At 60.3% G+C, this 23,922-nt stretch carries 19 protein-coding genes and 3 pseudogenes; 13 read left to right on the top strand and 9 right to left on the bottom strand.

Translation table 11 applies throughout. The features are described from left to right. Positions 1–47: 47 nt before the first annotated feature. A complete protein-coding gene (locus tag F4827_RS25825) occupies positions 48–881 on the bottom strand; it encodes a DNA adenine methylase (protein ID WP_183728739.1) in 834 nt (277 codons plus the stop codon). Between the two features lie 654 nt (positions 882–1,535). Here F4827_RS25825 and F4827_RS34975 point away from each other — a divergent pair. After that, positions 1,536–1,808, top strand: a pseudogene (locus F4827_RS34975) (Arm DNA-binding domain-containing protein); the annotation flags it as partial. A 243-nt stretch (positions 1,809–2,051) separates the two neighbouring features. On the opposite strand, the gene F4827_RS25815 reads toward F4827_RS34975, so the two are convergent. The 3 genes from F4827_RS25815 to F4827_RS25810 are packed head-to-tail and all read right to left on the bottom strand — an operon-like array spanning position 2,052 to position 3,403. Beyond that, on the bottom strand, positions 2,052–2,654 hold the full coding sequence (locus F4827_RS25815; RefSeq protein ID WP_183728736.1) for a hypothetical protein: 603 nt from the start codon (positions 2,652–2,654) through the stop codon (positions 2,052–2,054). Next, complete coding sequence (locus F4827_RS35545) at positions 2,655–2,789, bottom strand: hypothetical protein (protein WP_260175419.1); 135 nt, start codon at positions 2,787–2,789, stop codon at positions 2,655–2,657. It abuts the gene before it with no gap. Next, positions 2,786–3,403: a hypothetical protein gene (locus tag F4827_RS25810; protein ID WP_183728733.1), complete on the bottom strand. Its 618-nt coding sequence runs from the start codon at positions 3,401–3,403 to the stop codon at positions 2,786–2,788. The genes F4827_RS35545 and F4827_RS25810 overlap by 4 nt, the downstream gene beginning before the upstream one ends. Positions 3,404–4,023: 620 nt before the next feature. Here F4827_RS25810 and F4827_RS25805 point away from each other — a divergent pair. The 6 genes and pseudogenes from F4827_RS25805 to F4827_RS25780 all read left to right on the top strand — a co-directional run. After that, positions 4,024–7,045, top strand: a pseudogene (locus tag F4827_RS25805) (type VI secretion system Vgr family protein). 3 nt (positions 7,046–7,048) lie between these two features. Then, complete coding sequence (locus F4827_RS25800) at positions 7,049–7,585, top strand: hypothetical protein (protein WP_183728730.1); 537 nt, start codon at positions 7,049–7,051, stop codon at positions 7,583–7,585. 9 nt (positions 7,586–7,594) lie between these two features. Next, the gene (locus F4827_RS25795; protein ID WP_183728727.1) at positions 7,595–9,418 is read left to right on the top strand and encodes a LysM peptidoglycan-binding domain-containing protein; all 1,824 of its coding nucleotides are present in this window, start codon (positions 7,595–7,597) and stop codon (positions 9,416–9,418) included. 12 nt (positions 9,419–9,430) lie between these two features. Then, the gene (locus F4827_RS25790; protein ID WP_183728725.1) at positions 9,431–10,036 is read left to right on the top strand and encodes a hypothetical protein; all 606 of its coding nucleotides are present in this window, start codon (positions 9,431–9,433) and stop codon (positions 10,034–10,036) included. Between the two features lie 67 nt (positions 10,037–10,103). Beyond that, a complete protein-coding gene (locus F4827_RS25785) occupies positions 10,104–10,364 on the top strand; it encodes a PAAR domain-containing protein (protein ID WP_183728722.1) in 261 nt (86 codons plus the stop codon). A gap of 36 nt (positions 10,365–10,400) precedes the next feature. Then, a pseudogene (locus F4827_RS25780) lies at positions 10,401–10,714 on the top strand (transposase); the annotation flags it as partial. Between the two features lie 399 nt (positions 10,715–11,113). On the opposite strand, the gene F4827_RS25775 reads toward F4827_RS25780, so the two are convergent. Beyond that, a complete protein-coding gene (locus tag F4827_RS25775; RefSeq protein ID WP_183728719.1) occupies positions 11,114–13,429 on the bottom strand; it encodes an Eco57I restriction-modification methylase domain-containing protein in 2,316 nt (771 codons plus the stop codon). Between the two features lie 276 nt (positions 13,430–13,705). Between F4827_RS25775 and F4827_RS25770 the strand changes: the two genes are divergently transcribed. After that, the gene (locus F4827_RS25770; protein ID WP_183728716.1) at positions 13,706–14,863 is read left to right on the top strand and encodes a class I SAM-dependent methyltransferase; all 1,158 of its coding nucleotides are present in this window, start codon (positions 13,706–13,708) and stop codon (positions 14,861–14,863) included. A gap of 183 nt (positions 14,864–15,046) precedes the next feature. Here the strand turns inward: F4827_RS25770 and F4827_RS25765 are convergent, their stop codons facing one another. Continuing rightward, positions 15,047–15,367, bottom strand: a complete 321-nt coding sequence (locus F4827_RS25765) for a DNA-binding protein (RefSeq protein WP_167065911.1) — start codon at positions 15,365–15,367, stop codon at positions 15,047–15,049. 383 nt (positions 15,368–15,750) lie between these two features. Here F4827_RS25765 and F4827_RS25760 point away from each other — a divergent pair, with 383 nt between their 5' ends. Beyond that, positions 15,751–16,611 carry an SAM-dependent methyltransferase gene (locus tag F4827_RS25760; protein ID WP_183728713.1) on the top strand — a complete coding sequence of 287 codons (861 nt, stop codon included), beginning with the start codon at positions 15,751–15,753 and terminating at the stop codon, positions 16,609–16,611. A 45-nt stretch (positions 16,612–16,656) separates the two neighbouring features. Here the strand turns inward: F4827_RS25760 and F4827_RS25755 are convergent, their stop codons facing one another. After that, positions 16,657–17,244, bottom strand: a complete 588-nt coding sequence (locus tag F4827_RS25755; RefSeq protein WP_183728710.1) for a DUF1415 domain-containing protein — start codon at positions 17,242–17,244, stop codon at positions 16,657–16,659. Between the two features lie 10 nt (positions 17,245–17,254). After that, the gene (locus F4827_RS25750; protein WP_183728706.1) at positions 17,255–17,905 is read right to left on the bottom strand and encodes a TetR/AcrR family transcriptional regulator; all 651 of its coding nucleotides are present in this window, start codon (positions 17,903–17,905) and stop codon (positions 17,255–17,257) included. A gap of 191 nt (positions 17,906–18,096) precedes the next feature. On the opposite strand from F4827_RS25750, the gene F4827_RS25745 reads away from it, so the two are divergent. The 3 genes from F4827_RS25745 to F4827_RS25735 all read left to right on the top strand — a co-directional run bounded on the left by F4827_RS25745 (position 18,097) and on the right by F4827_RS25735 (position 21,547). Continuing rightward, positions 18,097–19,380, top strand: a complete 1,284-nt coding sequence (locus tag F4827_RS25745) for an MFS transporter (RefSeq protein WP_183728703.1) — start codon at positions 18,097–18,099, stop codon at positions 19,378–19,380. 123 nt (positions 19,381–19,503) lie between these two features. Continuing rightward, complete coding sequence (locus F4827_RS25740; RefSeq protein WP_183728700.1) at positions 19,504–20,106, top strand: nitroreductase family protein; 603 nt, start codon at positions 19,504–19,506, stop codon at positions 20,104–20,106. A 178-nt stretch (positions 20,107–20,284) separates the two neighbouring features. Continuing rightward, the gene (locus tag F4827_RS25735; RefSeq protein ID WP_183728697.1) at positions 20,285–21,547 is read left to right on the top strand and encodes an Hsp70 family protein; all 1,263 of its coding nucleotides are present in this window, start codon (positions 20,285–20,287) and stop codon (positions 21,545–21,547) included. A 142-nt stretch (positions 21,548–21,689) separates the two neighbouring features. On the opposite strand, the gene F4827_RS25730 is transcribed toward F4827_RS25735, so the two are convergent. Further along, entirely contained in the window at positions 21,690–21,893 is a 204-nt protein-coding gene (locus F4827_RS25730) for a cold-shock protein (RefSeq protein ID WP_027819263.1), read from the bottom strand. 422 nt (positions 21,894–22,315) lie between these two features. On the opposite strand from F4827_RS25730, the gene F4827_RS25725 reads away from it, so the two are divergent. After that, positions 22,316–23,911: an APC family permease gene (locus F4827_RS25725; protein ID WP_183728695.1), complete on the top strand. Its 1,596-nt coding sequence runs from the start codon at positions 22,316–22,318 to the stop codon at positions 23,909–23,911. The last annotated feature ends 11 nt before the right edge of the window (positions 23,912–23,922 follow it).

Below are 23,922 nucleotides of genomic sequence, written 5' to 3'. Positions count from 1 at the left end.
CCATCCAATTATCTTACTATGCCGCGGCATATAGTCGAATTTCTTCACTAAACTGAGCGTGGAACCCGCAGCGAGTTCGAAAAAAAGAGCACCTCTCGCCCGGTTCGAGTTGTCCTCGCGTTGTGCAACAAGTCGAACCCCCGTGTTTTGACCCCAGCATACAGCTTCCGGATTTCCGGAATGTCGTCGTAAGAGACAACCCAAGGGACTTCAATGTTCTCTACTGCCTCGCGTACCTTCGCGTGATCCTGGGGACTATAGGCATTCAGATAGAGATCGGGCCCCTTTTTAAAGTAGGGGGGGTCAAGATAAATCAGACGCTCGCGTCGGCGGTGGCCGAGACGCGATAGAAACACCAGCGCATCGAGATTCGAGAGATGTATGCGCGAACGGTGCGATCCAACGCGCGCCACGCGCGAGATCAAGTCATCTTTGTTAAAGCGTGCATCAAGCTTCCACTCCCCACGCTGAGCTTTGCCGCCGATCATACCGCCGTTCATGATGCCCGAGTGGTTCGTCCGATTGAGGAAGAAAGTGGCAAAACCCAACGCGAATGGGTCTGCTCGTTTGCCTTGCATGTAAATGCTGCGCTGTCGTTGCCACTCATCTGGCGTAACCTCGACGGCGGCAACCTCGTCGATGAACCGCTGGTTGTGTTCTAGCGCTGCCCACCAGAATGAATAGATGGCGACATCCAGATCATTCAGATAAACCGCTCCGACCTTGTCCTGAAAGAGCAAACTGAGCGCGAGGGAAGCTCCGCCGGCATACGGCTCCACGTAGTCGATCCCCTCCAATCTATTTGCAGCTAGCAGGCGATTGAAAAACGGGGCGACCCGCCACTTCCCGCCAGGATACCTAAGGGGAGATGCGGTCTTCATTCAGTTTCTATGTTTCCGAGTTAGGTGAATCGTCCGCGACAGTGCGGCCCGAAGTTTAACCGAAGTCCGCCACCCGGCACCGCGCTGAAGGGGACTCAGCCCGTGGTCAGCTTCACAGGCGGCGGCAAGCGACGTGTACTATCTGAGCGCTGCACGCTCGTTTCATTGTTCGTCACAATTCTGCGGAGAACGCCTATCGCGTTTCCTCTGCAGCTTTCTAGCTTCTTGGCGATCAGGATCGCAACGCGCAGACGACGGAACTGGCAACGAATGGCTTCGACCGGATTTAGCCGTCTGCCCCGCCTCAAAAGGATGCGGTTAAGCATGTCAACGGAGTGTCGACGCCATGGTGACCTATCGAGCACCCATAGTTGCCCGTGCGCTTTCAGGCGATTGTTTTATAAGACAAAGTTGCGCAAAGTGGCTTGTCGGCAGGCATTTGTAATCATCAGGTGGCGGGTTCGAGTCCTGCAGCCGGCACCATATACCTATCCGACGACCTCCTAGGTTGTCTAGAAACCCCGCTAGAGTCCTTGATTCTGCGGGGTTTTTTGTTTTTTCTGTCCGGCTTGAGTCCGAGGGAATCCAACTGAATCCGAGAGGCTTGCTGGTATATTCGTTGGTATCTTGCTGATGCTTGTTGGTACCGACGATATGAACCTTACAGATCTGGCCGTTAGAAACGCCAAGCCACAAAACAAACCCTACAAGCTCACGGATGGCGGCGGCATGTTTCTGCTGATTCAGCCCAACGGAGGCAAGTATTGGCGTCTCGCGTACCGGTATCTCGGTCGACAGAAGACGTTAGCACTCGGCGTATACCCAGAGGTAAGCCTATCTGTCGCGCGGCGGCGTCGAGCCGAGGCACGGGACCGAAATCGACAAACAGCGCCGCGATCTCCGGGACGTTGCCGCAACCGCGGGCGGGATCGAGGAACGTCAACGTCGGTAACTTGTCGTACAGCGCTTGCAACCGCAGCTTGCGTCTACGGGCCTTATCAAGCCCCGCTCGCAAATCGTCCATGGACATCGGGTTGATGACGCGCAGGATGTTTCGCCCCGACGTGTAATGCGCGCGAAGTTCTCGCCGGCTGGCCTCGTATTTTGCATCGGGCGTGCGCGCTTTTAGTACCCTCTACATCGCCAGCGGCGGGCATGAGCGTGTGACCATCACTTCGGATACGGCTTGTCCACTGCCTCGCGCTCCGGGCCGTGGACAAGCTTGGGGTCGTTGGTGTGTCGGCTACAGATCGAACGACGTGACCAGTTTCCCTCCGCCGTTGAGGTACGTCGGTTTGTCTCGTACACATCGACGTGTAGATGTTGCAACGTCACGTGGACCTGATTGCCGTTCTGCACCTTATCGACGCGCAGGTACGCCAGGCCGCGCAGCGAGAGCATCCCGGACGTGCGCAACTGCTCAATCTGCCGGGCCAGAGCCTCGTCCTCGATTTGCTCGAACTGGCCGGTGTCTTCCGCGATCACCGAAACTACATTCTGCTGATTCGAATAGTTCATGTTTGCGAACGAGCCGATAGTGATGGGCAACGCTTCATGCACGTTCAGGTTGGTCGAGCCGCCGAACGGTAGCGCGTAGTAGTTCTGCCCCGCGTAGGGCTTCAGGCTCGCCTCGATCGGAGGCCATTCCGTCGCGATCAGGTCGTGCTTCTTGAACGTGTCTTGCTCGTTGTAATACTTCGCCGAGAACAGGTTGAGCAGTTCGTCCTGGGCTGGCTGCTGGCCCGTGGCGCGCGTGACGGACAAGTACGTCAACTACGTGCCGTCCGCGCGGTCCACGGTTTCGTAACCGGCGAGCGGCGTGTTGTCCGGCGCAGGCGTGGCCGCTACTGCGGGTGCGGCTGGAGCCGGCGCCGGCGCAGTGGCGGGCGCGGATACGGCGCTACTCAAGGCATTGAAACGATATTTTCTTTCTGAATCCAGTCGTGATATGCGGCGATTTGTGCAGCAAGATTCTCGGTCTGATCTTTCGCGTACTCGAACGTGCGATATACCGTTTTCCCCATCAGGTCCATGTGCCGCTGGATTGTATCGGGTTCGTCATCCAGGTCAGAATCGTACTCATCGTCATACACCGCCGGCACGATGTCGTATTCGTGCTGGCAGTGAAATCCGAAGAACCACGGCGCTTCGTCTGACCACTGTTGTAGTCCCGCCCAAGGCATTCCTGCAAACCGCAAGCCGCCGTGTACCTTGAACATGGCGAGCACGGGAGCATTGTGTCTGCCGGAATATCCGTCGGTATCGGGATCGGATGTGGGCAGCGAGAGTACGTGCCGGACCGTCTCGAAATCGCCAACACGTGTGAACTCGGCCAGCGGCGCACCCCAATCGCCCATATAAGGCGCAATGCTGTCGATGTCGAGCCCGTACAGGATTGAGGTCTGCCTGACGCCGACGTATCCCTGCCATGCTTGCGAGGAAGGATCGCGCCGTAGCAGGCATGGAAGACCGTGCAGTTCGCACTTCAATTCTTTCGGTTCTTTTTTCCAGACGGGTTTCATTTGTCGGGTAGCGTTACTTCATGTCAAAGGCTTGGGTATCGATAGAAGTAACGGCAAGCATGGCTTTGATCTTTAATGGCTTCGACGCGGGCTTATGTGAATTGCATGGGTGGTCCAAAAGATGTCGCCAATACAGACGGCATGATTTTTCGGGGGATCAAACGTCAATTGTTAAAACCCTTCAAGGTGAAACTTTTTTCTGTGAGAGAGCCGACTTGCGAAGTCGGACATCCGGTCGGTCCTCGTGGCAGAAGACCGAATGCTAAAGCAAGGCGGCCGTCATGATACGCTTACATCGCAGCGGGGACAGGAAAGTGAATGGTTCATGTATCAGCCTCATGAAGATTTGTGGCAAACGGCGTTGCCCAGGCATTCCGGGTGGATGCTCTATGAAGTGATATGTACTTTCAAAAATCTAGGATCTAGGATCGAAGCGAGTGATTTATCCGCTCTTTTCCTGGCACTGAAATTGGATCTGCAATAATTGATTATCTCGCGGTTGAGGCAAAATATTCGCCGAAACTAAAATCATGCGCCTGTGTTGTCGGCTGCTATGGGGCCGGGCTGTTCATCAAGAGTGCAGATGGTTGATCTGTAACGCATAAGAAGTTGGGGAATACATGAATTTGACCGAACTGGCCCAGATAATCCGGGGAGGGCTGATCCAGCGGGATCGCCTGATCAAGACAGATATTCCAGTTTTACCTGAGAATGCGCTCGTGCCGTGTCGGGCGGTAACTTATTCCGAGTTGGGGCGCGATTTCAGCGTTACGCTCGACATGGTATCCACAGCGGACGACATCGAACTCAAGACACTGATTGCCCAGTCGATGACGTTGTGGATTCAGCAGGCGGACGAATCCTATCTCCCGGTCAACGGCTACATTCATGCGGCCCGAAAGCTCGGCAGTGACGGCAGCATTTCCAGTTACCAGTTGACCTATGCCTCGTGGATGCATTTCCTCCGATTCCGCAGCGACATGCGGTACTGGCAGGACAAGAGCGCCGACGCCATCATCACGGACGTATTCAACATGCATCCGCAGGCGAGAGGCCAGTTCCAGTTTGCACTGCGCAAGTCACTGCCCCAACGCTCGTATTGCCGCCAGAGTGAAACCGACTGGAACTTCGTCCATCGTCTGATGGAGGAAGAGGGTCTGTTTGGCTTCTGGCGGCAGGATAAGGGGGGGCAAGTCGCATACGCTGATCGTGACCGATGACCTCTACGTACTCGACGAGGTGTCGCCCAAGACGGTGCAGTTCACGCGGTCGGGCACCGGCGGCGAAACGGATGGCTTTACACAGTGGTCGGGTGCGCGGACTCTGCAGAGTAGCGTGCATACGACACGCACGTTCGACTACAAGGCACCGTCATCCGCGACCAATCCTAAAGGCACCTCCCTGCCGACGATGCACGGTCAAGGAAATTTACCGGAGCAGGCCGAGGTCTACGAGTACACGGGTGCCTACACCTATCCAGACCAGGCCCGCGGTGAGCTGTTGTCGAGAATCCATCTCGAAGAGTGGGAGTCGCAAGCCAAACGGTTCTTCGCGGAGGGCAGTGTTCGTGGTATCGAGGCGGGCTTGCGCTTTGAATTGGCCGGACATCCGGAGCACGATCGAGATTCGACCAGCCAGCGAGAGTTCGTGGCGATCAGGGTGCGCCGCCACATCGAGAACAACCTGCCGCTGTCAGCGCAGGAAGCGAACTTCCCGCACAGCCTTCTGAGCGAACTTGCTCAGGCCAGGGCCGGGCACACGGGACAAATCGTTACCCAGGCGGACGGTTCTGCAGGTTTTTACCTGACCGAAATAGAGGCGCAGCGCGTGACGGTTCCGTATCGGAGCCCCTTCGAGCACAGCAAACCGCAGATGCAGTTGGAGACGGCCATCGTCGTGGGACCGCAGGGCGAAGAGGTGTATACGGACGAACTGAACCGGGTGAAGGTGATGTTCATCTGGGACCGGCAGAACCCGGGGGATGCGGGCGCGTCGTGCTGGGTGAGAGTCGCGCAGTCGGATACGGGAGGCGGCTACGGAAGCGTTCATGTTCCTCGGGTCGGGGAAGAAGTCCTCATCGGCTATATTGGGGGGGATTGTGACAGACCAGTCGTCCTTTTCCGCATGTATAACGGCGCAACGAAGCCGATGTGGCACTCGAACGGCTTGCTGTCGGGTTACCGCTCGAAGGAGTTCGGCGGAAACGGCTTCAACCAGCTGGTCATGGATGACTCCACAGGCCAAAACCGTGTTCAGCTTTATTCGAGCAGCTACGCTTCGCACTTACATCTCGGCTATCTGATCCAGCATGCGGACAACACGCGCGGCGGGTTCATCGGCAACGGTTTTGATCTGAAATCGGAAGCCCATGGTGCGATTCGGGCGGGGCAGGGGCTTTACGTTACGACGCATCCAGCCACCGCAGCGCAGCCGCTGAGCATGCAACCGGCGAGCGAGCAGTTGGGCAACGCGGAGAGCGTCATCGAGGCGGTTTCAGAAGCGAGCGTGGCGGGACAAGCCGAGAGCCTGCGAGAAGGACAGGATGCGCTACGCAAGTTCTCCGACGCGAGCCAGCGTAACGTGACTGGGGGCGAGGCAGGTGGAGGGCGGACCGCAGGTGGTGGCACGGGCAACGCAAACGGGTTCTCGAATCCCATTTTGCTGATGGCAAGCCCCGCTGGCATCGCCATATCGACGCAGCAATCGACCCACATCGGCGCCGATCAGCATATCAACGTGATTAGCGGAAGCGACACCTATGTCGCCACGGGACGCTCGCTGGTGCTCAGCGTCGTGGAGAAGATCAGCCTCTTTGTGCAGAAGGCTGGTGTAAAGCTGTTTGCTGCGAGCGGCAAGGTCGATATTCGCGCGCAGAGTGATGAAATGTCGCTCAGTTCACTCAAGAACCTCACATTGCGCAGCACGGATGCGCAGCTCGCGATATCCGGCGCTCAGGATGTCAAGATGAGTAGCACTGGCAGTCAGGTGACGATCGCCGGGAAGCAAGGCATTACGCTGACGAGCGGCGGCGCCTACGTGAAGATTGCCAATGGGAATATCGAACTTGGTTGCCCGGGAGGTATCACGCTCAAATCTGCCAACTTCCATTGGGAAGGCCCAGCGCAGATATCGGATTCGGAAGCCCTGTGGCCAGGGCAGATACCTGCAAATTTCAGCACCAAGGTCTTCGTGGACAAGCAGATCCAGGAGCGCATCGGTGCAGCAGGCGCGATTCCGTACCAGTTCATCGATGATAGCGGTGCGGTGATCGCGAAGGGTATGACGGACGAGATGGGGGCGACGCAGCGCGTGTTCCATACGAACACGGAAGCGCTGCATGTGGTGCTCGGCGAAAAGGGCGATTGGCTCAAGACCGAACATTTCGACGGGCTAGCATGCGATTGTGCTCTCGATCATTCGCCCCAGCCGCATGTGGATTTCAAGGGCCTTGCGAATTCGCAGCGCAATGATAACGATGAGGAAAATGCGAACGAAGAGGGCAAGTCGTTGCAGTCCGCACTGGCGCTGGACTCGCCGTCCACTATTGATGCAGAGAACGAGCAATTTCAACGGCTGCTGGTCCAACAACTGGTGTTCAACGACCCGGCTATCAAGCAAGCCATCCTGGATGGCGAGGACTGACCCATGAAGTACATTGCGATTGTGTGCCTGGCATTTTGCCTCTGCGCGGCGCGTGTTGCCGACGCTCAAGATGTGAATGTGAGCGCCGAAGTGAAGCTGGTCGATGGCCCCAATGACATTGCGCTCGACGGAGTGACTGTGAGAGTCATCAAGGGCTACGTTGGTACGCTGACTGCTCACAGCTACGAGACGTACACGAGCTATGTGATGCCGGAGAAACAGGGAGGCACATGGCTGCAGATTCCGCTGGAAGACAGCAACGGTACCACGACAGAGCTGCGCACGGTGGAGTCCGCGGATTCCACCGTGCAGGCGGTTTCCATGTACCGGTCCAACGGCAAGCTTTACGCGGTTGTCGCAGCCAAGACGGGCGACAAGTTTCCCGATCTCTACCTCAAGCCCGCGCCGGTCATGTTCAAGGTTTACCGCTTCAATGGCAGTCTCGACGTAGCCCGTTTCAAGCTGGAGCGAACCATCAGCAGCAAGTCCGAGTGGATGGATGCCGGTGACGCCTTGAATAAAGCGTACTTTTCGAAGTGAAGGTGAGCCATGTTTGTTCGAGCAACCTATGATCGTGAAAAGCGGACCGTTCACTATTTCGATGAGGAAGGCAACGAAACACTTTACATTGGCGGGTCGTTTGCCTGGCGCACCACCAATCCTGGAAATCTGACCAAGCCGGGAGGTTACGTCATGAAATCGGCGATCGGCTATGCGCAGCGAACCAGCAATTCGAAGGCGCAGTTCATCATTTTTCCCGATCGAGCTGCGGGGCAGGAAGCACACCAGAAGCTGCTCAAGAGCGTCTACGGTGATAGCACAATTCGCGGCATGATCACAGCGTATGCGCCGCCCTCCGAGAATGATACGGAAGGCTATATCAACTTCGTTACGAAGAAGGCGGGCGTTTCTTCCACAGATCTCGTCGGCGCGCTGCCTGACGACAAGTTCAGGGCCGTGTCGGCGGCAATGGAGCAGAAGGAGGGCTGGGTACCGGGCGTCATAAGGTATCTCGGCAAGCCTGTGCAGGTTCAGGTTCTCGACAAGCTCAGCCAGCCTTTTGTGGGGCAAACCCTTCAGATCAAGGGCAGCAACGCGAGCCTCGATGTCAAGACCGACGAGAACGGCGGCCTGCCGTGGCTGTATAGCGGTCTCTTGGGGCAAGATATCAATCTCGCGTATAAACGCGAAGATTCGGACGAAAGCGTGGGACAGATCTCCATGACATCGGGGGCCAATGCGTTCACCTTCAACGCGCCTTATTTTCTCGTGTCAACACGGCCTCGCCTGCACGCGAAGGATGCGTCCTCACGACCGCGTGTGCATATCGTGCAATCTGGAGAGACATTGAGCGCGATCGCGGGCCGCTATGGCACGACGGTTGATGCGATCGTCGCGCTGAATGGACTGAAAGACGCCAATCACATTTACGCACGCCAGCATCTCAAAATCCCAGCGCATGACGACACCGCGCAAATGGTACGCATGTCGGCTGCCAAACCGGGGGGCGGCGCGCAGGTGCAATCCGCCGCAGGCGCCAGCAACATTGTGGCGACGCCGCATGCGGCTTCTGTTTCAGCAGGAACCTCAAGTGCAGTTGCAAGTGCGTCTGCGGTGTCTCAAGCATATCCGGTTTCGGCGCCACAACCTGCCGCGTCGCACCCCGAAGCGGGCGGGTCCAGTGCATCACCGGGCGGCGCATCATCGCATCCAGCCTCGATGGCGGCAACAACTGGTGTCACGCCAGCCGCCGGTGTGGTGCATCAACATGCGCCCAATGGTCATCCGCAGACTGTGGTCAGTTCGCCTAACCTCGAACCCAGTGGCGCGGTATGGTGTAGCCGCTTCCCCGGCAGCGGGGAGCTTGGTTCGCTCAACGACTCGTTCAAGGCGAAGGCCAGTGCGTTCATTAATGCCATGCGCGATGCACACATTTCGGTCAGGATCAACGCCGCACTTCGACCGATTCAACGTTCGTATCTGATGTATCACGCGTTTGAAATAGCCAAGGGCCGCGAGCGGCCGGACCGGGTACCGTCATGGGCGGGTGTTAATATTGATTGGGTCCATCGCAATGCCGACGGCAGTATGAATCTCCAGCAATCCATCGACGCTGCCAAGGCAATGTGTCGTGGTTACGGTATCAATATTCATTCGGCGACGCAGGCTGTGGGGCGCCCGGGGCGATCGCGGCACAACTATGGCGCAGCAGTTGATCTTAACATCGCCGGTTATGTGGGCAAACGCATCAGGGACGCTTCAGGCACGCAAGTGCAGCTGGATTCGTTCGCCGATCTCAAGCAGGTGGGGCACGATTATGGTGTGATTTATTATCCCCATGAAAACATGCACTGGTCGGACACGGGGCATTGAATCAGGAACATTATGAAAAAAGTCGCAGCATCGATCTTTGTGGGACTCGCTTGCAGCATCGCGCAGGCGCAGCAGGCGCCAGTCGTCGGCGTATGGGAACAACTTCCCGTGGGAGACGGACAAGACGGCCAGAATGCCGTACGTCACGACGTGGTGCTGGTCGATCGTAAGCTTGCCGACGACACGGTGTTCAGCGCATTGACAGATGCGGGTAAACAGAACAGCGTGCTTTGCTGCATCAAGGTCAGCAAGAATGCGTCGATCACGCTTGCCGATCTGCTCAAGAAATATCCGTGGGACGACGATATTGCGGCTCACCTCAAATCCATCATGGGCTGGAAGTATATTTACGAGGCGAAGCTTGTGGATGCGTCTGCGCAAAATGCCGGCATGCGCGAGCTGGTCAAGAATCTGAGTCTGCCGCCTGCACTGTCGCCCTATTCGGCGGCTATCATCTCCGGCAAGATCGGCAGCGATCAGGTTCCAGCAACGTTCTCGACCGGTGGCGCGAGCGTGTCGTTTTCGACGCGACCAATGCATGGGAACAACGCCATTCAGTACAAGTTCTCCGTCAACGGCACAGCTATGGAGTTCACTGAAGCGGTGTTTGCCGACTGAAGAGGACAATCTTCGGCGGCGTTGCCTCGTGAGCGTTGTCGGGCGTCGCCCATTTTCACGTTAAATCATGCCGGGAATCATACGCATCGGAGATCGCACCAGCTCGAACGGCGAGGTGCTTGGCGGGTCAATGACCTGTTTTTTTATGGGGAAGGCGGCTGCGCGCATCGGGGATCCGGTATCTTGCCCCAAGCATGGCGATAATCACATTGCTCAGGCAACATCACAAGCACGTGATAATGGGCGGGAGATAGCACAACATGGTGACGCGTGCGAATGCGGCTGCACACTCATCTCGTCTCTACCTTCAGGCGGCCTCAAAACATAGCCTTTGGCAGCTTTGCTGCCCTCGATTGGTGTAGCATCGGTCTCAGCTGTGGCGCGTCGGCACGGCGTCAACGCCAACCAGGTGTTCGGCTGGCGCAAGCAATACCAGCAAGGCAGTCTGGCGGCGGTGAAGGCAGGCGAAACCGTTGTGCCGGCATCAGAGCTGGCCGCCGCCATCAAGGAAATCAAGGAACTGCAACGGCTACTCGGGAAGAAGACGCTGGAGGTCGAAATTCTGAAAGAAGCCGTGGAATGGGGCCGTTCAAAAAGCCTGATTGCGCGCTCGCCCTTGCTGCCGGGGGACGACCGATGAAGACGGTCTGCGAAGTTCTCGGCAAGGCTGCGGCGTCGACCACCAAGTTCTTTTGGCGGCGGAGCGCTTGCCTGACGGCGTAGAGGTGGGTGATTTTCACACCGTGAGGCTTAGAGAAAAGAGAGCCAGCCTATCCAAAGCACTGTTCACAGAAGCCGTCGCGCGTCTCCAGGGACCGCTCGTCGCGCTGCGTGAGAGTCTGAAGCCTGTGGTTGAGTCTGTCTGACGGAGCCCGCGTGTCATCTTTTGGCTTGTGCCTCGACAGCTGTAGAGTCCTACGTCGTCCGAGTCAGTGCGAGGAAAGCCAATTGACGTGTTGGTATTTTTGTTGGCATCACGGCTCGGCGGTTTTTATTTTATTTTTTAAATTCATTGGCTTATGTCTGATATTTGAGTCCTGCAGCCGGCACCAAAATAGTCGAGAAAGGGTTACAGCCTTAAAGCTGTAACCCTTTTTTCTTTTTGCGTTCGCGCCCAGCTTCGATCAGCGCGATATCGCTTTCCTTCAGGCCGTACGCTTCGTAAAGCACGCGGTCGATCTCGCGGGCCAACGCTTCGCCCTGCGCTTGCGCGCCAATCTGCATCACGCTCAGTAGCTCGTCGACCTTGCGGGCAATGCCTGCGCGGATGCTCGCGTCTCGCGGCACCGGCAGCACATCGATCATCGCCTTCGTGAAGGCCACGCCGCCGTTGTAGCTCGACGCGCCAAAGCGCGCACGCGTGACGAAGCCAGCAAGCGGGCAGTTGAGCACCGCGGCGGCGAACTTCAGCAGGTCGTCGTCGTCACTGCGCAGGATCAGCGTCGTCTTGCCGGGCAGCGTGTCGCCCGCAAGGTCGAGTGTCGCGTGCAGATGCGTGAGGCCTTTGACGATCACCTTTTTCGCGGCGGTTTTCGCGCGATAACCATTCGTGAAGGCGGCCTCGAAGCGCTCACGCTCGACGATGGGCCGCGTGTAGTGACGCCCTAGATACGTCATTGGCTTGCTGGCCCAGCGGGAGACGTAACGGCCGAGCGTGCCGGTGTTCACGACGCGGTAGTGCCTGGCGGCATCGAAGCACTCGCGCGCCTCGTCGATCAACGGGGCGAGGCGATACGCATCCGCGGTCGCGCAGGCGTTTTCACAGCGCAGCAGCGAGCCGAGCGTCGGGTGCGCGCGCGCGAGCCGCTCCACGAAGGCATGGTGTGGAGAGAGCAGGGCGTCGAGCGTAAAGGGCGCTTCGAGTTTGCGTTTGTCGACGATTGCCAGCGGCGTGAGCGAGGTTTCGTCCAGCCGCACGGTTTCGATCGTCGGTGTACCCGCCTGCCGATAAACCGTGACGATCGAGTCGACCAGCGCGCGCTCGAACACGTCGCGGCCCAGTGTGACGATGCGTTCGATTCTGCTCAGATGGCGTGCGCGAAACGCGGCGCCGAAGGGCCGTGCAAGCCATTTGTCCGGCGTGAGACAGGCCATCGCGCCATGCGGCGCGAGCAGGGCGAGGCCCAGTTCCATGAACGGAATATAGAGATCCCAGTTACCGCGCGCGCTCGGCCAACGTTGCGCGAGCGCTTCACGCAGCGGCTTCTGGCCTTCGTTGATCATGCGTTCGGAGTCGATATACGGCGGGTTCGCAACGATGGCGTCGAAGCCCGCGAAGCGTCTTTGCGCATCGCACACCGATGGGAATTCGTCGTGCCACACGAAGTCGTCGCGCGTCTGGGGTTCCGCGTGGATGCAGGCCAACACCGCATTGCCTTGCTTGAGATTGGCGGCAAGATCCGGCAACGCGTCGAATCGGCCTTCGTCGTCGTATCCGGCGTGAGCGAGCAGTTCGAACGCGAGACGCAGGCGCGCGAGACCGAGCGCATTTGCGTCGATATCCACGCCGAAGAGATTCTGTTCGATGATGGCGCGCTTTTCACGATAGAGCGCGGCGTCATTATCTTGATCGACTTGCGCAAGCAGGCCGAGTTTCGCCTTGATTGCGATCAGCGAGTCCAGCGCGCACACCAGCAGGTGTCCCGTGCCCACGGCCGGATCGCAGATGCGCAAGCCAGCGAGTATCGTGCGCGCTTCGGCCAGGTCGTCGATTCGTTCGGATAGCTGATCGAGCGTCGTGCATTGCCAGTGTTTCAGCGTGTTGAAGCGTCCGAGCACGGCGCGCGTAATCGCCTCGTCCGCGAGCAGACGTGCCACGCTCTGCGGCGTGTACCACGCGCCATCGCGATAGCCGTTGAGTCGCTCGAAAATCAGGCCAAGGGCAGCGGTTTCGCCGGTGAACTCGAAGGCGTCGAAAAACCCGGCAAGCTCGCCGATCGGATCTTGTGCAAGGGCGGCGTCAAACGAGGCGAGAGCGGGAAATGGAAACAGCGCCGATGCCTGTGCGCTGAATTTGCCGTACGTGGCGGCCTGATGGTTCGCGCCGCGCTCATCCAGCTCTCGCAAGCGCGCCTGCTGCAGTTTGAGCAGCACCCTGCGCCCGATCCACGCAATGCAAAGCTGCAATGCCGCATGAAATACCGCTTCTGGCGCTTGAGCGCTGTGAGCTTCGACATGCGCAATCGCACGTTCGATCAGGGCGTCGCGCCGTCTCTCGCATGGCGCGCACCGCACGACCACAACCTTGCCGCGCTCGACCTGTTCCTGTACGCCGACGATGCGCAGCAGTCCCGCGTAGAAGTCCGCGTCGAGCCCCGCTTGGGCCGTGCCGATGCGGCGTACGCTTTGCTTGCGCGCGGGTAACTGGCGAGTCGTCGGATTCGTCTCTGACATATTCTGTTTTGTAGCGCCGATGCGCGGATTGGCGGTCATTTTACTGGGATGGCATAGGCCAATCGGCTTAGGCCGTCCGGCCGAGTCGACGCCCGGGCGCCGCCGCGCGATCATGTCGGGACGCTGGCGAGACAGACCTCTCGCCGGCTGTGCCGCCGAACACAGGACCCGTCTCTGCTATAAGATGGCGCCGCATCAGAGGCGCGCCGCCATGGCGAGCCGTCAAGCATCAAGCAGCATTCAGCAGTATCAAGCAGCATCAAGCATCCAGGACTTATGACCGACTTTCCCACCTTGAGCTGGCCTGACACCGACGGCCCCCGCACCGTGCGCTGGCGTTCGGAGGCGGGCACACCCGCACCGAAGCGCGTCGTCATTGCCGACGACCGCACCACGGCCGACGACGCCTACCGTCTCGCGTGCGAAGGCACCGCGCTGCTGTGGCGCGGCGACTTTCAGAATGCGCGCCAGTTGCTGCTGGCCATGTCGCGCCGCGCCGAACGCAAGCCGCGCAAGGGCGCGCCGAAAGGACCGAACGCGGCGCCGGCCACGCCGCTCGAAGCCTTCCATCTGCATCGCCAGGCGCAGTCGCAACGCGCGCGCACGCTCGGGATGGTGCTGCTGCCGCTCGAAGGCGACTATTCTATCGCGCTGCGCCGCGCCCCCGACGTCAAGCTCGCGTGCGAAGAGGCGTGGGGCCCGCCGGACGGCGAACCGTCTGTCGTGTCACTGCGCGAGGTGCTGGGGCTGATCGGTGCGCACGAATGGCGCAAGAAGGGCGTGGCGATTCCGGCGCTCGGCGGCGCGCACGTGCATCCGTACTACGGCGTGTTCTCGCCGGTGCGCGGGGAGTATCTCGATCTGATCGCCCGCGCGCCTTTGCCTTCGGTGGAGAAGGCGTTCGACATCGGTACCGGGACGGGCGTGATCGCTGCCGTGCTGGCCGGGCGTGGCGTCAAGCAGATCGTCGCCACCGATCAGGACGCGCGTGCGCTGGCTTGCGCGCGCGAGAACCTCGATCAGCTTGGCTTTGGCAAGCAGGTTACGGTGATGGAGGCCGATCTGTTCCCGCCCGGACGCGCGCCACTGGTCGTCTGTAACCCGCCGTGGGTGCCCGCGCGGCCCGCGTCGCCAATCGAATACGCGGTGTTCGACCCGGACAGCCGCATGCTGCGCGGCTTCCTCGCCGGGCTCAAGGACCATCTGGAGCCAGGCGGCGAAGGCTGGCTGATCCTGTCCGATTTCGCCGAACATCTGGGTCTGCGCACGCGCGAAGCCTTGGTGGAGATGATCGAGCAGGCAGGACTGGAAGTCGCCGGGCGAGAGGATATTCGTCCGCGCCATCCAAAGGCGAGCGATCCTTCCGATCCGCTGCACCAGGCGCGCGCGGCCGAAGTCACCTCCTTGTGGCGCCTCAAGGTCCGTGGGGAGTAATTGGGGGCACAGTTCAGGGAATTGAAGTGTCGTCAATCCCGTTGCAGAAAAGCGAAACGCCGCCGGTTCTAAACGGCGGCGTAGACAGGAATGTCGATCAGCGCGCGGGCCGGCCTCGGATCGGCTGCGCGCAATAGACGACTTCAGCCGACTTCGGCCGACTTCGGCCGGCTTCAGCCGTTTCTAGCCGGGATAGGCCTCGTCGACGCGCAGCCCTGCGAGCTTGAAGATTACCCGCAGCGTTTGCGGCTTGATGTCCCGGCGCGCGGCCAGAGCGGACATCACGAAATCAAGCACCTTGGCGTATTTCAGCAGGATCAGGCAGGCCTCCAGATCTGAAGCGCCATCGCGCATATCTTCGGCCAGCCGCAGCATCTCGACCGAGATGTCGCGTGCCATCTCCAGCTCCAGTTGCTGTTTTTCGGTCCACTCGGGCACCTCTACGAGTCGGGCCAGCATTTCCTGGAATTTTTGCTCAGCGTTACCGTCGGGTTTCGTATTCATTGCATGCCCCATGCACGGTCGCGCAGCGCCGTGCGTCTCGCGCAACGGTTTCTGCGTCGTACCTGATTTATCGCTGTCGGCAAATCCGTCAGCGATCTCCCATGCGCGCATTGCCGGTGCTTTGCCGGCGTGTCGCGCCCCAAAAACGGTCCTTTCTGGACATCGGCATGACGCAAATCGCGCCGTGCAGTGTCTTTTTTAATCAACCCCTCCCTGCCATCCGGACGTGGGTCAGCGTGCCGGATGCTCCAACCGTATGAATGAGCCGCTCGGGCTGGCGGCCTCTTCCTGCTTTTTTCGTAAAATGACAGATATATTCGCGTCGTTCCGTCGCCTACCGCACGTAGCGCCACAAGAGATGCCTCTTTTTTAAAGCCGCCCCGATGTCCAGCAAGACTTACGAAATCCGTCCGAACCAGTCGATCGAGCTTCTGAAGGAGCTCCATATCCTCACCCGTGACGGGAAGATGAACCAGGATAGCCGACGCAAGCTGAAACAGGTCTATCACCTGTTCCAGTTCATCGAGCCGCTGCTCAAAGATCTCAAGGAGGATGGCCGCGACGTGACGCTCGTCGATCATGGTGCGGGCAAGTCCTACCTTGGTTTTATTCTCTACGATCTCTTTTTCAAGGAACTGCGCGACAAGTCGCATATCTTCGGCATTGAGACGCGCGACGAGCTGGTTGTGCGCTCTCGCGAACTCGCACAGCGGTTGGGTTTTGGCGGGATGTCGTTCCTGAATCTGTCGGTGGCCGATTCGACCACCTCGACAGAACTGCCGCCGACGGTCGATATCGTCACGGCCTTGCACGCATGCGATACGGCCACCGACGATGCGCTGCACTTCGCGCTCAAAAAGCAGGCGCGCTACATCGTGGTGGTGCCGTGCTGTCAGGCGGAAGTGGCGGGGGTGTTGCGGCGCAACAAGGGCAAGTCGCTGGGGCAGGCGCTCACGGAAATCTGGCGCCATCCGCTGCATACGCGCGAATTCGGCAGCCAGATCACCAATGTGCTGCGCTGCCTGCAACTGGAGGCGCACGGCTACCAGGTGAGCGTGACCGAGCTGGTGGGCTGGGAGCACTCGATGAAAAACGAGCTGATCATCGCCCAGTACAAGGCTTTGCCGCGCCGCCGTCCGACCGAACGGCTCAACGAAATTCTCGATACCTTCGGGCTTGCCGAACTGCGCGAGCGCTTCTTCGCCGATGCAGGCGAGGCGGCCGCCGAGGCCAGCGAGAGTTAAAGCGCCCTGGCTCTGACCCGGCGCGAAGTGGCGCGAAGTGCGCGCTTAATCTTCGCCGCGCCTGGCCATCCATTCGCGCCAGCCGTCCAGGCCCAGGCGTCGCAGCGTTTCCATATTGCGTTCGTAGATGTCGGCGGCGTCCGGGAAGGCGTCCACGGCGCGCTCGATGCTGTCTTCGCGCAGCAGATGCAGGATCGGGTAGGGCGCGCGATTCGTGTAGTTCTCGATATCGTTGGGCGCGGTGTCTTCGAACTGATAGTGCGGGTGAAAGCTCGCGATCTGCAGCGTGCCGTCCAGGCGCAACTGGCCGAGCAGCAGATCCGCGAAATGCAGCGCGTCGTTGTAGTCGAGAAAGTCGGCGAGCGCGTGCGGCAGGATCAGCAGCGTGGTGTCGACTTCGGCGGGGTCGGTCTGCGCGAGCGTGCGCAGTTCGGTTTCGAGATCGCTCAGGACGCCTTCCAGATCGGTCGCTTCGCTGATTGCATAGCGGATCTGTCCCTTCACGTGAACGCTCTTTGCGAATGGGCAAAGATTCAGGCCGATCACGGCGCGCGTGAGCCAGTGGCGCGTGGCGTCGATGATGTCGGCGTGGTCTGGCGTAGCGCCAGAAGCAGAGGAAGCGGTGTCGTTCATGGCCGCGATTTTACTCGCGGCCTGGCGCGTCGATATCGACCCGCTTGCCGCATGCCGTCTCGATCAAAAGCCTCGCCATGCGCGGTGCGGCGAGAATCGGCCCGCAGCCCGGGCCATAAGTCTGGCTGGCGGCGTATACGCCTTCGATCAGCAAGGCCAGTTCATCCGCAAGCGCCGCGGGGTCGCGCGCGTTGGCCAGGTGCGCGAGTTCGGTCAGCCGTGCCATCAGCCGCGTCTTGTTCTCGCTCACGCTTTGGCGCGCGGGATGGGTTGCGTCGGAAAACTCGGCTGCGACGTTCACGAACGGGCAGCCGCGATAGTCCGGCGCGGACGCCCGCCGCGCCAGATCCTCGAAACATTGCAGCAGTTGCCGCGCGGCATCGCCCGGGTGCTTGACGACGCTCGCCTCGAAACGCTCGAAGAAGCGCACGTCGCAACGCTTCAAATACGCCACCACCAGATCGTCCTTGGACGAGAATTGCCGGTACAGGCTCATCTTGTTCACCCCCGCGCGCTCGACTACGGCATCCACGCCCACCGCGCGCACGCCCTCCTGATAGAACAGCTCGTCGGCGGCGCGCAGCAGCTGCTCCTGCGCGCGCGGGCCGGCCGTCTGGGTGCGCGGGGCGGCGCAGGCGGAAGTTTCGGGGCGCTTGGACATGGCGGGCATCTCGTCATCGGGGTTACGCTTGACATGTTACCGAGCGGTCACTACTATCGCAACACACTTGTGACCGATCGGTAACAATCCGCGGTTGGCGCAGACGCAGGGAAAAGACAAGCAGAGACAAGCAGACCGGCGGGCAGAAGCAGCGGATCGAGCGCCCGGTACAACATCAGCAAGGAGCGTGGATGAACTGGGCAGCGAGGTGGGTTGGCGGGCGTTTCCACTATGGATGGCTCGTCGTGGCGGTGGTGTTTCTGGTGTTGCTGGCGGCGGCGGGCACGCGCGCGACGCCGAGCGTGATGATGGTGCCGCTCGAACATCAGTTCGGCTGGAGCCGCGCGACGATCTCGCTGGCGATCTCGGTCAACATTGCGCTCTACGGGTTGATGGGACCGTTCGCGGCGGCCGCGATGCAGCGTTTCGGCGTGCGGCCTACGCTGCTCACGGCGCTTGGCACGATGGCGGCGGGCGTGGCGCTCTCCGCGCTGATGACGCATCCGTGGCAGATGATCCTGATCTGGGGCGTGATGGTGGGCGGTGCCACGGGCGTCGCGGCGTTGTCGCTTTCGGCCACCATTGTTACGCGCTGGTTCACCACGCATCGCGGCCTCGCGATGGGCATTCTCACCGCAAGCTCGGCCACCGGCCAGCTCGTGTTCCTGCCGTTCCTCGCGGCTATCGCTGAAAAGCACGGCTGGCAACTGGTCGTGCTGGTGGTGGCGATTGCCGCTGCGGTGGTGCTGCCGCTGGTCGCCTTGCTGTTGCCGGAGCGCCCTGCCAACGTCGCGCTGCGCCCGTTCGGCGAGGCGCACGACGCGCCCATCGTGCCGCCCGCGCCGCAGCAGAATCCGCTCACGCTGGCTTTTGGCGCGCTCGCGCAGGCCAGCCGCACGCGCGACTTCTGGCTATTGTTCTTCAGCTTTTTCATCTGCGGCGCGAGCACCAACGGCTATGTGGGCACGCACCTGATCGCCATGTGCGGCGACTACGGCATGACGGAAGTGCAGGGCGCGTCGCTGCTGGCGACCATGGGCGTCTTCGACCTGTTCGGCACGACACTATCGGGCTGGCTCTCCGATCGCTTCAACAGCCGCGTGCTGCTGTTCTGGTATTACGGGCTGCGCGGGCTCTCGCTGATCTATTTGCCGCACGCCTTCGGCATCGACTTCTTCGGCTTGCCGATTTTCGCGGTGTTCTACGGGCTCGACTGGATCGCGACCGTGCCGCCGACGGTGCGTCTGGCTACCGACGTATTCGGCAAGGAGCGCGCACCGATCATCTTCGGCTGGGTGGTGGCGGGTCATCAGCTCGGCGCGGCGTTCGCGGCGTTCGGCGCGGGGCTGCTGCGTTCGAGTCTGGGCACCTACACGGTGGCATCGATGATCTCGGGCGGTCTGTGTCTGGTAGCTTCGTTCCTGGTGCTGCGCATCAATCGCCGCTCGCGTGAGGTCGGCGTGCAGGCGGCCTGATGGATGCGGCGCGCGGAGCAGGGCGGCTGCAGCATGCGATTCGATGTCTGAGCGCGTTTTGTGCAGCGCGGGTATGCTGATGGCCCCGGGCGAGCGCCCGCTATCCTCAAGGACAGACAAGGCATGACGAAGCACAAACCCGCACCGACAGCCGTGCCCATCCACGAACTGATCGCTGGCCGCTGGAGCCCGCGCGCCTACTCGAACGAGCCGGTGTCGCACGAAGACCTGCATGCGGTGATCGAGGCCGCGCGCTGGGCGCCGTCGGGATACAACCTGCAGCCGTGGCGCTTTATCGTGTTCGACCGCAGCGCCGACGAAGCCGCGTTCAAACGCGCCTTCGGGACGCTCGTGCCGTTTAACCAGCAGTGGAACGCGCCTGCGCCGATCCTGATCGCGGTGACGGCGCAGACGCTCAACGCAAAGGGCGAAGTCAACCGCACGGCGCAGTACGACGCGGGCGCGGCGGCCATGTCGCTGGTGCTGCAGGCGCATGCGCTGGGTCTGGCCGCGCACCAGATGAGCGGCTTCGACGTGAACGCATTCCGCAAGGAGTTCGCCTTGCCGAACGACGTGGAACCGCTCGCGATCATTTCGATCGGCCATTACGGCGAAACGGAAAAGCTCGAACCGGTGCTGCGCGACCGGGAAAAGGCGGAGCGTACGCGCTCGGCCGTGGGCGACATCGCCTTCGCGAACGCCTGGAAGCAGCCGTTCAAGGGCTAAGCGGTTCTCCAGCACAGCATCAAGTCTCTAAAACATGCGCGCGCGGCTCCGGTCGCGCGTTTCACTTTCCAGGGGCGAATCAAGGGCTTGCGGTTGCCCAGCGCCGCGCTTTCGTGATACAAAGCCCGTCCTCCCAGCCTTTCCTCATCGCGCGCGCCTCGTGCCGTGCGTCATTGCCATGACCCCGTTTTGCGCGATCGACTTCGGTACTTCCAATTCGGCCGTGGCGCTGGCAGGCGCCGCAGCCGGCGATGCCATGCGCCTCGCGCCGGTGGAAGGCGCCCACACCACGCTGCCCACTTCGGTGTTCTTCAATACCGATGAACACACGCGCGAGTTCGGCCGCGCGGCGCTCGCCGCTTATATCGACGGCTTCGATGGGCGTTTGATGCGCTCGATGAAGAGCATCCTCGGTTCGCCGCTGGCGGAAAGCACCACGGATCTCGGCGACGGTAGCGCGATGCGTTATACGGAAATCATCGCGATTTTCCTTGAACACCTGAAGCGCAGCGCCGAGCGTTGCTCGGGCGCGTCTATCGAGCGTGCCGTGCTGGGCCGCCCGGTGTTCTTCGTCGACGAAGATCCGCGCGCCGACCAGCTCGCGCAAGATCAGCTCGAAGCGGCGGCGCGCTCGGTGGGCTTCAAGGAGATTCACTTCCAGTACGAGCCGATCGCGGCGGCTTTCGACTACGAGTCGCGTCTGACGGAAGAAGGCCTCGTGCTGGTGGCCGACATCGGCGGCGGTACGTCGGACTTTTCGCTTGTGCGTGTCGGGCCGCAGCGCATGGCGCGTCTGGAGCGCAAGGACGACGTGCTCGCACACCACGGCGTGCACGTGGCCGGCACGGACTTCGACCGCCGGGTGGAGCTGGCAACGATCCTGCGCGAACTGGGCTATCAGGCGCTCGATCCGGAAGGCCGCGAAATTCCCAACCGCGTCTATTTCGATCTGGCCACCTGGCATCTGATCAACACGATCTACACGCCCAAACGCGCGGCCGAACTCAAGCTCATGCGCCATCTCTACACGAACACGGCGCAGCACGACCGCCTGATGCGTGTGGTCGAATGGCGGCTGGGTCACGCGCTGGCGGCGCGCGCGGAAGAGGCGAAGATCGGCGTATCGGCAGGCGGCGAAACGATGATCGATCTGGAACAGGTGGAAACGGATCTGCGCCTGGCTTTCGACGATGCGCAACTGGTGGACGCCGGCCGCGAGGAAACGCGCCGCATCGTGCAGGCTGCGCGCGACACCGTGCAGGCAGCGGGCGTGGCCCCGGGTGCGGTGAACGCGCTGTATTTCACGGGTGGCTCAACCGGGCTGCTGTTCCTCACGCAGGCGCTCGCTGAGGCGTTTCCGCAAGCGCAGGCCGTGTTCGGCGATCGCCTCGCCAGCGTGGCGACCGGACTGGGCATTCATGCACAGCGGCTGTTCGGCTGAATATCAGACAAAAGCAGGGTAAGTGGGGCAGCGCAAAATACGCAGGCGACAAAAAACCCCACTTTCAAATAGAACAGTGGGGTTTTTCTGTAAGCTTGCCAGCCAGGATCAGAGGTAAATCCTGACAGTCAAAGACGGTAACTTAGACCGGCTTGATGTTGGCAGCTTGCTTGCCCTTCGGGCCCGTGCGCACTTCAAATTGAACCTTTTGGTTCTCTTGCAGCGTCTTGAAGCCGTCGATCTTGATTTCCGAGAAGTGCGCGAACAGATCTTCGCCGCCGCCGTCCGGCGTGATGAAGCCAAAGCCCTTAGCGTCATTGAACCACTTGACGGTACCGGTTTCCATATTACTTTCCTAAAAATGAATGAACAAAGAGGTGCCGAAAATCAAGGAAGGGGTATGGGACCAACCGGAGTACCGTTGATGGGCGAACTACGAAAGACCTATTCACACTCGCCGCTTGAAATCCTGCCCGAACTTTATACGGCTTATTGTCTGGAAGGTCAACTAGGACCCAGGGAAACTCCATAGTTTTTTACTTCAGGGTCGCAACAAAGTCTTACAAAGCTTGCTAAGTTGCTGTTTTTTTTGTAGTGGCAGAAGATTTCTGCCGCCTTTTGACGGTGCAACCGTTAAACTACGCGCCGCGCATGAGTTGCGCCTACGGGCGCAATCGCTATCGCGCGCAGGTGCGACTACCGCTGGAACCCCGCCCGCACAACAGACGGGGCATGCGGTGTTGAACTGCTCTTGATACAGGAGAAGACGTGAAAAGTTCTATTCAACGGAACATCGGCCCGTTCGCGCTGATGTTTACCGGCCTCGGGTCGATCATCGGCTCCGGCTGGCTGTTCGGCGCATGGAAAGCCGCCAAGATCGCAGGTCCCGCTGCGATTATCGCGTGGGTGATCGGTGCAGTGGTCATTCTGGCCATCGCGCTCACCTATGCCGAACTGGGCGCGATGTTCCCGGAATCGGGCGGCATGGTCCGCTACGCCCGTTACTCGCATGGCGCGCTGGTGGGTTTTATCAGCGCATGGGCGAACTGGATCGCCATCGTTTCGGTCATTCCCATCGAAGCCGAAGCCTCCATCCAGTACATGAGCACCTGGCCCTATCCATGGGCACACGCCTTGTTCGTCGATGGCTCATTGACACATTCCGGGCTGTTCCTGTCGGCGCTGCTCGTGATCGTGTATTTCATGCTGAATTACTGGGGCGTGAAGCTGTTCGCGCGCGCCAATAGCGCCATCACGATCTTCAAGTTCATCATTCCGGGTCTGACGATCATCGGCCTGATGGCAACGGGCTTCCACCACGAAAACTTCGGTGAAGCGAGCACCTTCGCGCCTTACGGCTGGTCGGCGGTGTTCACGGCAGTTGCAACCAGCGGCATCGTGTTCGCGTTCAACGGCTTCCAGAGCCCGATCAACCTCGCGGGCGAAGCGCGCAATCCGTCGAAGAGCATCCCGTTCGCGGTGATCGGCTCGATCGTCTGCGCACTGGTGATCTACGTGCTGCTGCAGGTGGCGTACATCGGCGCGGTCGATCCGGCTGACGTGGCCAAGGGCTGGAATACGTTCAACTTCAAGTCGCCGTTCGCGGAACTCGCGATCGCACTGAACCTGAACTGGCTGGCGATCCTGCTGTATGTCGACGCATTCGTGAGCCCGAGCGGCACCGGCACGACCTATATGGCAACGACCTCGCGCATGATCTACGCGATGGAGCGCAACAACACGATGCCGGCGATGTTCGGCAACGTGCACCCGTTCTACGGCGTGCCGCGTCAGGCGATGTGGTTCAACCTCGCCATCTCGTTCATCTTCATGTTCTTCTTCCGCGGCTGGAGCTCGCTGGCAGCGGTGATTTCGGTGGCAACCGTGATCTCGTACCTCACGGGCCCGATCAGCCTGATGGCCCTTAAGCGCGCTGCAACCGACGTCGAACGTCCGCTGTCGGTGCCGTTCATGAAGGTCATCGCGCCGTTCGCCTTCGTCTGCGCATCTATGATCCTGTACTGGGCCAAGTGGCCGCTGACGGGCGAAATCATTCTGCTGATGGTTGTCGCGCTGCCGGTCTACTTCTACTTCCAGGCCAAGCAAGGCTTCGGCGGTTGGGGCCAGGATCTGAAGGCCGCATGGTGGCTGTGCGCCTACCTTCCGACGATGGCGGTGCTCTCGCTGATCGGCAGCAAGCAGTTCGGCGGTCACGACCTGATTCCCTACGGCTGGGACATGCTGGTCGTCGCGATCATCTCGCTGGGCTTCTACTTCTGGGGCGTGAATTCGGGTTACCGCACGCCGTATCTGGAAGAGCGCAAGGAACACGACGAAGTGCTCGAAGGCATCGGCGCGCACTAAGCCTTAACGCG

The sequence above is a fragment of the Paraburkholderia bannensis genome (assembly GCF_014200455.1).
Taxonomy (GTDB): domain Bacteria; phylum Pseudomonadota; class Gammaproteobacteria; order Burkholderiales; family Burkholderiaceae; genus Paraburkholderia; species Paraburkholderia bannensis_A.
The sequence above is the reverse complement of the archived record's forward strand: the minus strand, read 5'-3'. Positions and strand labels throughout refer to the sequence as shown.

Coding starts and splice junctions, on each gene's coding strand:
- F4827_RS25825 (WP_183728739.1), bottom strand. CDS start 881: ATGAAGACCGCATCTCCCCTTAGGTATCCTGGCGGGAAGTGGCGGGTC.
- F4827_RS25810 (WP_183728733.1), bottom strand. CDS start 3,403: ATGAAACCCGTCTGGAAAAAAGAACCGAAAGAATTGAAGTGCGAACTG.
- F4827_RS25800 (WP_183728730.1), top strand. CDS start 7,049: ATGAAGTACATTGCGATTGTGTGCCTGGCATTTTGCCTCTGCGCGGCG.
- F4827_RS25795 (WP_183728727.1), top strand. CDS start 7,595: ATGTTTGTTCGAGCAACCTATGATCGTGAAAAGCGGACCGTTCACTAT.
- F4827_RS25790 (WP_183728725.1), top strand. CDS start 9,431: ATGAAAAAAGTCGCAGCATCGATCTTTGTGGGACTCGCTTGCAGCATC.
- F4827_RS25785 (WP_183728722.1), top strand. CDS start 10,104: ATGCCGGGAATCATACGCATCGGAGATCGCACCAGCTCGAACGGCGAG.
- F4827_RS25775 (WP_183728719.1), bottom strand. CDS start 13,429: ATGTCAGAGACGAATCCGACGACTCGCCAGTTACCCGCGCGCAAGCAA.
- F4827_RS25770 (WP_183728716.1), top strand. CDS start 13,706: ATGACCGACTTTCCCACCTTGAGCTGGCCTGACACCGACGGCCCCCGC.
- F4827_RS25765 (WP_167065911.1), bottom strand. CDS start 15,367: ATGAATACGAAACCCGACGGTAACGCTGAGCAAAAATTCCAGGAAATG.
- F4827_RS25760 (WP_183728713.1), top strand. CDS start 15,751: ATGTCCAGCAAGACTTACGAAATCCGTCCGAACCAGTCGATCGAGCTT.
- F4827_RS25755 (WP_183728710.1), bottom strand. CDS start 17,244: ATGAACGACACCGCTTCCTCTGCTTCTGGCGCTACGCCAGACCACGCC.
- F4827_RS25750 (WP_183728706.1), bottom strand. CDS start 17,905: ATGTCCAAGCGCCCCGAAACTTCCGCCTGCGCCGCCCCGCGCACCCAG.
- F4827_RS25745 (WP_183728703.1), top strand. CDS start 18,097: ATGAACTGGGCAGCGAGGTGGGTTGGCGGGCGTTTCCACTATGGATGG.
- F4827_RS25740 (WP_183728700.1), top strand. CDS start 19,504: ATGACGAAGCACAAACCCGCACCGACAGCCGTGCCCATCCACGAACTG.
- F4827_RS25735 (WP_183728697.1), top strand. CDS start 20,285: ATGACCCCGTTTTGCGCGATCGACTTCGGTACTTCCAATTCGGCCGTG.
- F4827_RS25730 (WP_027819263.1), bottom strand. CDS start 21,893: ATGGAAACCGGTACCGTCAAGTGGTTCAATGACGCTAAGGGCTTTGGC.